Source organism: Streptomyces sp. NRRL S-378, assembly GCF_000720645.1.
GTDB lineage: Bacteria > Actinomycetota > Actinomycetes > Streptomycetales > Streptomycetaceae > Streptomyces.
This window is the reverse complement of record NZ_JOBX01000112.1, coordinates 1-9,947: the sequence shown is the minus strand read 5'-3', so window position 1 is coordinate 9,947 and position 9,947 is coordinate 1. Positions and strand designations below refer to the sequence as shown.

At 73.5% G+C, this 9,947-nt stretch carries 6 protein-coding genes; 5 read left to right on the top strand and 1 reads right to left on the bottom strand.

What is annotated here, in order from left to right; all coding sequences use genetic code 11:
- Nucleotides 1–373 precede the first annotated feature (373 nt).
- Nucleotides 374–1,996: a CocE/NonD family hydrolase gene (locus IH80_RS0137120; RefSeq protein WP_030966290.1), complete on the bottom strand. Its 1,623-nt coding sequence runs from the start codon at nucleotides 1,994–1,996 to the stop codon at nucleotides 374–376.
- Between the two features lie 329 nt (nucleotides 1,997–2,325).
- Here IH80_RS0137120 and IH80_RS0137115 point away from each other — a divergent pair, with 329 nt between their 5' ends.
- The 5 genes from IH80_RS0137115 to IH80_RS0137095 are packed head-to-tail and all read left to right on the top strand — an operon-like array spanning nucleotide 2,326 to nucleotide 9,662.
- Complete coding sequence (locus IH80_RS0137115; RefSeq protein WP_051810338.1) at nucleotides 2,326–3,138, top strand: TIGR03084 family metal-binding protein; 813 nt, start codon at nucleotides 2,326–2,328, stop codon at nucleotides 3,136–3,138.
- Nucleotides 3,135–4,991, top strand: a complete 1,857-nt coding sequence (locus tag IH80_RS0137110; RefSeq protein ID WP_030966287.1) for an acyclic terpene utilization AtuA family protein — start codon at nucleotides 3,135–3,137, stop codon at nucleotides 4,989–4,991. The genes IH80_RS0137115 and IH80_RS0137110 overlap by 4 nt, the downstream gene beginning before the upstream one ends.
- Nucleotides 4,988–6,586: an acyl-CoA carboxylase subunit beta gene (locus IH80_RS0137105; protein ID WP_030966286.1), complete on the top strand. Its 1,599-nt coding sequence runs from the start codon at nucleotides 4,988–4,990 to the stop codon at nucleotides 6,584–6,586. Before IH80_RS0137110 ends, IH80_RS0137105 begins: the two co-directional genes overlap by 4 nt.
- An 8-nt stretch (nucleotides 6,587–6,594) precedes the next feature.
- Complete coding sequence (locus IH80_RS0137100) at nucleotides 6,595–8,505, top strand: biotin carboxylase N-terminal domain-containing protein (protein ID WP_030966285.1); 1,911 nt, start codon at nucleotides 6,595–6,597, stop codon at nucleotides 8,503–8,505.
- Complete coding sequence (locus tag IH80_RS0137095; protein WP_030966284.1) at nucleotides 8,502–9,662, top strand: acyl-CoA dehydrogenase family protein; 1,161 nt, start codon at nucleotides 8,502–8,504, stop codon at nucleotides 9,660–9,662. The genes IH80_RS0137100 and IH80_RS0137095 overlap by 4 nt, the downstream gene beginning before the upstream one ends.
- Nucleotides 9,663–9,947 lie beyond the last annotated feature (285 nt).

Below are 9,947 nucleotides of genomic sequence, written 5' to 3'. Positions count from 1 at the left end.
TTCCCGGCAGTCTTTCGGATTTCCGGGGCGGGACGGTCGGTCAAGGGTGGCCGAAGGCCATCGCGCAGCGACGCGACGAAGGAGCGCCCTTGAGGGACCGGCACGGCACGGAGAGACGATGGGACTGACGGGAAACCCCCTACGCGGCTCTGATGCCGCCCCGCCACACCACCGCTCCTGCACCTTGCCCCGCACCGTCGAAGCCACCGCCCCCCTCCCGCCCCGCCCCAACCCCCGCCCTCCGAGCCCCCCTCCGGGGATTCCCGTCCTCCTCGTCGCGAACCGCTGCAACCGGAGGGGCGGGCCCTGCGTCATCTGTGGAGCGTGCGCCCGCCCGGACGGCCGCGGGGGACCGCCTGGGCGGGCGTACGCATCAGCCGAGGGGGAGCTCCAGGTACGACGGGGTGGCCTCCGGGGAGGTGAAGGCCAGCGTCGCGCGGGGCAGGTTGGCGTCGGCGTAGAAGGGGTCGCGGGCGTCGATCACCAGCATCAGGTGGTGGCCGCGTTGCACGTCGTACGCCGTGGCCTGGAGCTCGATGTCCGCGCTGATCAGGCTGTCCGGAGGCGAGGCCAGGTCGCTGTAGGGGGCGTGCGTGACGAGGTGGGCCGTACCGTCCGGGGCCGTGTCCAGGAGGTACGCGACGAAGGTCGAGCCCGGGTTCGCCGCCCGGTAGGTCACGCGGAGCCGGGGCGTGCCGCGCAGCCGGACGGTCTCCGCGGCCGGTTCGGCGGTCCAGACGGCGGCGATGGTGCGGTCGATGTCCTCCGCCGGGTAGGTCTTCGGGCGCCCCGCCATCTCCGCGTACCCGGACTCGACGACCTTGTCGGCGACGGTCGCCGGGGTGTCCATCCCGCACAGGACGGTCGCCGTCCAGCCGGCTTCCGCCTCGGGGCCCAGTGCGCCGTCGGCGGCGAGGTAGAGGCGTTGCAGCTGTTCGGTGGCGGAGGGCCAGGTGGGGCGGGGTTCGAGGGCCTTGCTCCACATGACCTCGCCGATGAACTGTCCCTCGTCGCCGATGCCGTTGTCGATGTCCTTGAGATGGTGGTCGAACCAGCGGTGGGCGTCCGTCCAGATCCGGTTCGGCAGCCCGAGGACGCCCGACATCTCGGGGCCTGAGTGGTCGCCGATGGAGAGCGCGAGGCGTTTGGGGCCGGTCAGCTCGTTGAACGTCCTGAGGGTCTGGTTGGGCGGGAAGAGCGTCTCGTGCCAGGCGTGCGAGGAGAAGACCGGCACCTGGCGGCGGTTGAGTTCCTTGATGTGGGTGAAGGGCGAGCGGACCTCGGCCCAGCGCAGGGTGCCCCGGACGTCGCTGCCGGTCAGGACGTTGTCGAAGACGCTCTGCGTCTGCGGGCTCAGCCGGGCCTTCGCGGCCGCCCTGAGCAGGGCCTGCACGGCGGCGACGCGGCGGGTGGAGTTCTCGTAGAAGGCCTCCCCGAGGTCGCCCCAGGTGCTGAGCGCGACCACGGCGTCGACGCGGGTGTCGTGGGCGGCGACCAACTGGCTGATGCCCGAGCCGTACGAGCACCCGAGGAAGCCGACCTTCGTCACCGGGCCGGTGGTGCGCTCGATCAGGTGGTCCAGGGCGCGGCTGCCGTCGGCGACGTCGAGCGGCCCGGCCACGTCGACCTGGCCCTCGGAACCGGCGAAGCCGCGGGCGGAGTAGGCGAGGACGTTGTAGCCGCGGGCCGCGAACAGGGTGGCCTGGACGGCGTACACGAGCCAGCCCAGGCCGGTCCAGGGCGAGGGCATGACGATCATCGGGCGCGGCCGGCCCCCGGTGTGCCGCCACAGCGCCGCGTCGAGGAGGTCGCCGTCGGCCCCGGTGACCTTGCCGCGGGTGAAGACGGCGAGGGCGCGCGCCTCGGCGACCTCGGCGGCGCGGGCCGGCGGCAGGCCGGTGAGGTCGCCGCTCTCCAGCGCGGAGACGAAGGCGGCGAGGGCGGTCGCGTCGAGTTCGGGATAGAGGGAGAAGGGAGGTCGGGCGGCTGGAGTCACGTCAGTTCATCCTCTTCGTCGAGTGACACGAACGTGGACGGCCGCCCGGGCCCGGAGCGGAGCGTTCAGTATCGACGGGACATCCGGTGACGTATCGCGGGTTTCCGGCGTACGGCCTGAATCGCCCTCGGCGGTTCCCGGCGCGGGCGGGCCGCGAGACCTGCGGCCGATATCGATGTGGATCAACTGCCCCTGCATTGAAGGGCCTTGGTGCGGTGGCGGGAAGGCGTCACCCTGCCCGGCACCGGTCGAGAAAATCATGCAAGCGTGCTTGATTGTTTTCTCGGGTGCTGCCAGTCTTCCCCTCACGCCGAGAAGGGGAGCGCACCGTGCCCGATCCGTCCGCCGCCGACGACGCCGTCGCCGTCTTCACCGATCTGCGTGAGGAGGGGCGTGAACTCGACTCCCTCGTCGAGGGGTTGTCGGCCCCCGACTGGGCCCGGCCCACTCCCGCACCCGGCTGGACCGTCGCCCACCAGATCGCCCACCTGCACTGGACCGACCGGGCCTCGCTGGTATCCCTCACCGACCCCACGGGCTTCGGACGCATGGTCGAGGAGGCGCTGAAAGCCCCCGACTCCTTCGTCGACGACGGCGCGCGCGAGGGCGCGGAGCTCCCGCCCGCCGCCCTGCTCACCCGCTGGCGGCACACGCGCGACGCACTCGGGCAGGCCCTCGCCGCGGCCCCGCCCGACACCCGTTTCCCCTGGTACGGGCCACCGATGAAGGCCGCCTCGATGGCCAGCGCCCGCCTGATGGAGACCTGGGCGCACGGCCAGGACGTCGCCGACGCGCTCGGCGTGCGCCGCACCCCGACCGCTCGGCTGCGGCACGTGGCACGGATCGGGGTACGGGCCCGCGACTACGCCTACGCCGTACGCGGACTGCCCGCGCCCGAGGGGGAGTTCCGGGTGGAGCTGACCGCCCCCGACGGCGCCGGGGTGTGGGCCTACGGGCCCCCGCAGGCCCCGCAGCGGGTCACCGGCCCGGCCCTCGACTTCTGCCTGCTGGCCACCCAGCGGGCCCACCGCGCCGACCTGGACCTGACCGCGACCGGTCCCGATGCGGACCGCTGGCTGGACATCGCCCAGGCCTTCGCCGGCCCGGCGGGCGCGGGACGCGAACCGGGGGCCGGGCGATGAGCCGCCGGCCGCTGCGCATCGGCAACGCGTCCGGCTTCTACGGCGACCGCTTCAGCGCCCTGCACGAGATGCTGACCGGCGGCCCGCTGGACGTGCTGACCGGGGACTACCTGGCCGAGCTGACCATGCTGATCCTGGGCCGGGACCGCCTGAAGAACCCGGACCTCGGCTACGCCAAGACCTTCCTGCGCCAGCTGGAGGAAGGGCTCGGGCTCGCCCACGAGCGGGGCGTACGGATCGTCACGAACGCGGGCGGCCTCCACCCGGCCGGACTCGCCGACGCGGTCCGCGCATTGGCGGCCGAGGTGGGCGTCCCGGTCTCCGTGGCCCACGTCGAGGGCGACGACCTCACCTCCCGCGAGGACGGCGCCCTGACGGCCAACGCCTACCTCGGCGGCGCCGGCATCACCGCCTGCCTACGGGCCGGCGCCGACGTCGTCATCACCGGCCGGGTCACCGACGCGGCCCTGGTCAGCGGCCCGGCGGCATGGTGGTTCGACTGGGCGCCGGAGGACCACGACCGGCTGGCGGGCGCAGTGGTCGCGGGCCACGTCCTCGAATGCGGCACCCAGGCCACCGGCGGCAACTACTCCTTCTTCACCGCCCACGACGTGCGCCGCCCCGGTTTCCCGCTCGCCGAGATCTCCGAGGACGGCTCGGCGCTCATCACCAAACACCCCGGCACCGGCGGGGCCGTCACCACCGGCACGGTCACCGCCCAGCTCCTCTACGAGACGCAGGGCGCCCGCTACCTCGGCCCCGACGTGACCGCCCGCCTGGACACGGTCCGGCTGACCGACGACGGCGCCGACCGCGTACGCATCACGGGAGTCCGCGGCGAGCACCCGCCCGCCTCCCTCAAGGTCGGCGTGACCCGGCTCGGCGGCTGGCGCAACGAGGTGGTCTTCGTCCTGACCGGCCTGGACATCGAGGCGAAGGCGCAACTGGTCCGGTCCCAGCTCTCCGAGACCCTGGAGGGCGTCGCCGACGCCGCCTGGACCCTGGCCCGTACCGACCACGCGGACGCCGACACGGAGGAGACGGCGAGCGCGCTGCTGCGCCTGGTGGTCCGCGACCCGTCCCCGGACCGGGTCGGCCGAGCCCTGACCTCCACGGCGATCGAGCTGGCCCTCGGCAGCTACCCGGGCTTCCACGTCGCCGCCCCGCCCGGCCCGGCGCAGCCCTACGGCGTGTTCGCCTCGTCCTACGTCCCGGCGGCCGAGGTCCCGCACACCGCAGTCCTCCCGGACGGCACCCGCGTCCCGATCCCCACCCCGGCTTCTCCAGCCCAACCTTCAGCCCCGGCGGGGGAGCCCGCGGCACCCGCAGCCTGGCCGACGGAGCCCGCCGCACCTTCAGCCCCACCGGCATCCGAGGCGCGGGGGTCCGGAGGCGGAGCCCCCGAGGGGGTCGCCGACGCAAGCCCCACCGGGTCCGGCGCAGCCCCCGCCGGATCCGGGGCCGAGCCCCGGGAGACCGTCCGCGCCCCCCTCGGGGCGCTGGCCGGGGCCCGCAGCGGCGACAAGGGCGGTGACGCCAACGTCGGCGTCTGGACCCGGTCCGGCCCCGCCTGGGACTGGCTGCGCGCCACCCTGACCGTCGACCGGTTCCAGGCCCTGCTCCCCGAGACCCGCGGCCTCACCGTCCACCGGCACGAACTGCCGAACCTCCACGCCCTCAACTTCACCGTCACCGGCATCCTCGGCGACGGCGTCGCCTCCGGCCACCGCTTCGACCCGCAGGCCAAGGCCCTCGGCGAATGGCTCCGCGCCCGCCACCTCGACATCCCCGTCCACCTGCTCCCGGACATCCCCGACCACCTGCTCCCGCCCCCGGAGGGGACCGGCCCATGACCCGTCTGCGCACCACCGTCGACCCCCACGCCCCCGAGCACACGAGGGCCCGTACGGCCGCACTGGAGCGCCTCGACGCCCTCGACGCCGAACACGCCAAGGCCCTGGAGGGCGGCGGGGAGAAGTACACGGCCCGCCACAAGAGGCGCGGCAAGCTCCTGGCGCGCGAGCGCGTCGAGCTGCTCCTCGACCCCGACACCCCGTTCCTGGAGCTCTCTCCGCTCGCCGGCTGGGGCAGCGACTACCCCGTCGGCGCCTCCATGGTCACCGGCATCGGCACGGTCGAGGGCGTCGAGTGCCTGGTCACCGCGAACGACCCCACCGTCCGCGGCGGCGCCAGCAACCCCTGGACGCTGAAGAAGGCCCTGCGGGCCAACGAGATCGCCCGGCAGAACCGCCTGCCCGTCATCAGCCTCGTGGAGTCCGGCGGCGCCGACCTGCCCTCCCAGAAGGAGATCTTCATCCCGGGCGGCGCGATCTTCCGCGATCTCACCCGGCTCTCCGCCGAGGGCATCCCGACCGTCGCGGTCGTCTTCGGGAACTCCACCGCCGGAGGCGCGTACGTCCCCGGCATGTCCGACCACACCGTCATGATCAAGGACCGTTCCAAGGTGTTCCTCGGCGGCCCGCCCCTGGTCAAGATGGCCACCGGCGAGGAGAGCGACGACGAGTCCCTCGGCGGAGCCGACATGCACGCCCGCACCTCCGGACTCGCCGACCACTACGCCCTCGACGAGTACGACGCCATCCGCCAGGCCCGCCGCATCGTGGCCCGCCTCAACCACCGCAAGCCCCACCAGGACCCGCCGAGGGCCGAGGAGCCGCTCCACGACCCGGAGGAACTCCTCGGAATCGTCCCGCCCGACCTGAAGACCCCCTTCGACCCGCGCGAGGTCATCGCCCGCATCGTCGACGCCTCCGACTTCGACGAGTTCAAGCCGCTCTACGGCACCAGCCTCGTCACCGGCTGGGCCACCCTCCACGGCTACCCGGTCGGCATCCTCGCCAACGCCCAGGGCGTGCTGTTCAGCGCCGAGTCCCAGAAGGCCGCGCAGTTCATCCAGCTCGCCAACCAGCGCGACATCCCGCTCCTCTTCCTCCACAACACCACCGGCTACATGGTCGGCAAGGAGTACGAGCAGGGCGGCATCGTCAAACACGGCTCGATGATGATCAACGCGGTCTCCAACTCGCGCGTCCCCCACCTCTCCGTCCTGATCGGCGCGAGCTACGGCGCCGGCCACTACGGCATGTGCGGCCGCGCCTACGAACCCCGCTTCCTCTTCGCCTGGCCCAGTGCCAAATCCGCCGTCATGGGCCCCCAGCAGCTCGCCGGAGTCCTCTCCATCGTGTCCCGGCAGTCCGCCGCCGCCAAGGGACTCCCCTACGACGAGGAACAGGACGCCGGCATGCGCGCCTTCGTCGAGGCGCAGATCGAGTCCGAGTCCCTCCCCATGTTCCTGTCCGGGCGGCTGTACGACGACGGGGTCATCGACCCGCGCGACACCCGAACCGTCCTCGGCCTGTGCCTGTCGGCCGTCCACAACGCCCCCGTCGAGGGCGCCCGTGGCGGCTTCGGCGTCTTCCGGATGTGAGCCCGCACATGACGAACCTGACCTCCCTCCTCGTCGCCAACCGGGGCGAGATCGCCGTACGGATCTTCCGCACGGCCCGCGACCTGGGCCTGGCCACCGTCGCCGTGCACTCCGACCCGGATGCCGACGCCCTGCACGTCCGGACCGCAGACGCCGCCGTACGGCTGCCCGGCGCGGCCCCCGCCGACACCTACCTGCGCGGCGACCTCATCATCAAGGCCGCCCTCGCCGCCGGCGCCGACGCCGTCCACCCCGGCTACGGCTTCCTCTCCGAGAACGCCGACTTCGCCCGCCAGGTCCAGGACTCCGGCCTGACCTGGATCGGCCCGCCCCCCGAGGCCATCGAGGCCATGGCCTCCAAGACCCGGGCCAAGGACCTGATGCGCGCCGCCGGAGTTCCCCTCCTCGACCCCGTCGATCCGGCCGCCGCCACCTCCGCCGACCTGCCCCTCCTGCTGAAGGCGGCCGCCGGCGGAGGCGGCCGCGGCATGCGCGTGGTCCGGGACCTGGACGCCCTCGAGGAGGCCCTCCACGCCGCTTCCGCCGAAGCGGCGTCCGCGTTCGGCGACGGCGAGGTCTTCGCCGAGCCCTACGTGGAGCGCGGCCGCCACGTCGAGGTGCAGATCCTCGCCGACGCCCATGGCACCGTCTGGGCCCTCGGCACCCGCGACTGCTCCCTCCAGCGCCGCCACCAGAAGGTCATCGAGGAGGCCCCGGCACCCGGCCTGCCCGACACCCTGCGCGAGCGCCTCCACACCGCCGCCGTCGCCGCCGCCCGCGCCGTCTCCTACCGGGGCGCGGGCACCGTCGAGTTCCTCGTCACGGCCGACGGACGTCCCTACTTCCTGGAGATGAACACCCGCCTCCAGGTCGAACATCCCGTCACCGAAGCCGTCTTCGGCCTCGACCTCGTCGCCCTCCAACTGCGCGTCGCCGAGGGTGCTGCCCTGCCCCCTTCGCCCCCGGAACCCACCGGCCACGCCGTCGAGGCCCGCCTCTACGCGGAGGACCCCGCCCAGGACTGGCGACCCCAGACCGGAGTCCTGCACACCCTCGACATCCCCGGCCGGGTCCGCGTCGACACCGGCTTCACCGGCGGCGACTCCGTCGGCGTCCACTACGACCCCATGCTCGCCAAGGTCGTCGCCCACGCCCCCACCCGCGCCGAAGCCGTACGCGCCCTCGCCCACGCCCTCGCCGGAGCCCGCATCCACGGGCTCACCACCAACCGCGAACTCCTCGTCAGCTCCCTGCGCCACCCCGACTTCACCGCCGGACAGCTCGACACCGGCTTCTACGACCGCCACCTCACCACCCTCACCGGGACCGCCCCGGACGCCGGTACGGCCGCCCTCGCCGCCGCCCTCGCCGAGGCCGCCCCCACCCCGGACGCCTCCCTCGCCGCCCGCCTCGGAGGCTGGCGCAACCTCCGCTCCCAGCCGCAGACCCGCCGCTACACCACCGGCGGCACCGAGTACGAGGTCCAGTACCACCCCGTCGACCACCCCGGCGTTCGCGTCCTGGCGGCCGAGCGGCACCTCGTCACCCTCGAAGTCGACGGGATCCGCCGGATGTTCCACGTGAAACGAAATTCGAACAACACCGAGGTCTACGTGGACTCCCCCCTCGGATCCCACACCCTCACCCCCGTCCCCCGGTTCCCGGACCCCCAGGACCGCACCGAACCGGGCTCCCTGCTCGCCCCCATGCCCGGCACCGTCGTCCGCGTCGCCGAGGGCCTCACCGTCGGCACACCCGTCACGGCCGGGCAGCCCCTGCTCTGGCTGGAGGCCATGAAGATGGAGCACCGCATCCTCGCTCCGGCCTCCGGCACGCTCACCGCGCTCCACGCCGTCACCGGCCAACAGGTCGAGTTCGGCGCCCTGCTCGCCGTAGTCCAGGAGGAACCGCTGTCATGAGCCCCACCATCGAAACCGCCGAACACCAGGCCCTGCGTGCCGCCGTCGCCGCCCTCGGACAGCGCTACGGCCGCGAGTACCTCGCCCGCCTCGCCCGCGAGGGCGGCCACCCCGACGAACTGTGGGCCGACGCCGCGAAGCTCGGCTACCTCGGGGTCAACCTCCCCGAGGAGTACGGCGGCGGAGGCGGGGGCATCGCCGAACTGGCCATCGTCCTCGAGGAACTCGGCGCGGCGGGCTGCCCCCTCCTGATGATGGTCGTCTCGCCCGCCATCTGCGGCACGGTCATCGCCCGCTTCGGCACGGACGAGCAGAAGCGGACCTGGCTCCCCGGCCTCGCCGACGGCAGCCGCACCATGGCCTTCGGCATCACCGAACCCGACGCCGGATCCAACTCCCACCGCATCACCACCACGGCCCGCCGCGACGGCGACGACTGGATCCTCACCGGCCGCAAGGTCTTCATCTCCGGCGTCGACATCGCCGACGCCACGCTGATCGTCGGCCGCACGGAGGACGCCCGTACCGGGCGCCTGAAGCCCTGCCTGTTCATCGTCCCGCGCGACACCCCGGGCTTCGGCCGCTCGGTCATCGACATGGAACTCCAGGCGGCTGAGAAGCAGTTCGAACTGACCCTGGACGAAGTGCGCCTGCCGTCCTCCGCGCTCGTCGGCGACGAGGACGCGGGCCTCCTCCAGCTCTTCGCCGGCCTCAACCCCGAACGCATCATGACCGCCGCGTTCGCCATCGGGATGGGCCGCTACGCCCTCGCGCGCGCCGTCGAGTACGCGAAGACCCGGCAGGTGTGGAAGGAACCGATCGGCGCCCACCAGGCCGTGGCCCACCCGCTGGCCCAGGCCCACATCGAACTGGAACTGGCCCGCCTGATGACGCAGAAGGCGGCCCACCTGTACGACGCGGGCGACGACATGGGCGCGGGCGAGGCCGCGAACATGGCGAAGTACGCGGCGGGCGAGGCGTGCGTCCGGGCCGTGGACCAGTCGGTCCACACCCTCGGCGGCAACGGCCTCACCCGCGAATACGGCCTGGCCTCCCTCATCACCGCGGCCCGCGTGGCCCGCATCGCCCCGGTCAGCCGCGAGATGATCCTCAACTTCATCTCCCACCAATCCCTGGGCCTCCCCAAGTCCTACTGACCCCGGCTTCAGGCGGCTCGACGGTGTGCCCTGCGGGCGGCCCCGCGGTCCGGCTCCGGCTCCGCCGGGGCGTGGTGCCCTGCGGGCGGCCCGGCGGTCCGGCTTTGGCTCCCGGGCGTGGTGCTCTGCGGGCGGCTCGGCGGCTCGGCGGCTCGGCGGTCGGGCCCCGGCTCCGGTCGGGCGGGTTCGCCTGCGGGCGGCTCGGTGGCTCGGCTTGGGCTCTGTCCGGGCGTGGTCGGTCTGAGTCGGGGAGCGGCTTGCCCTGCGGGCGGCTCGGTGGTGGGG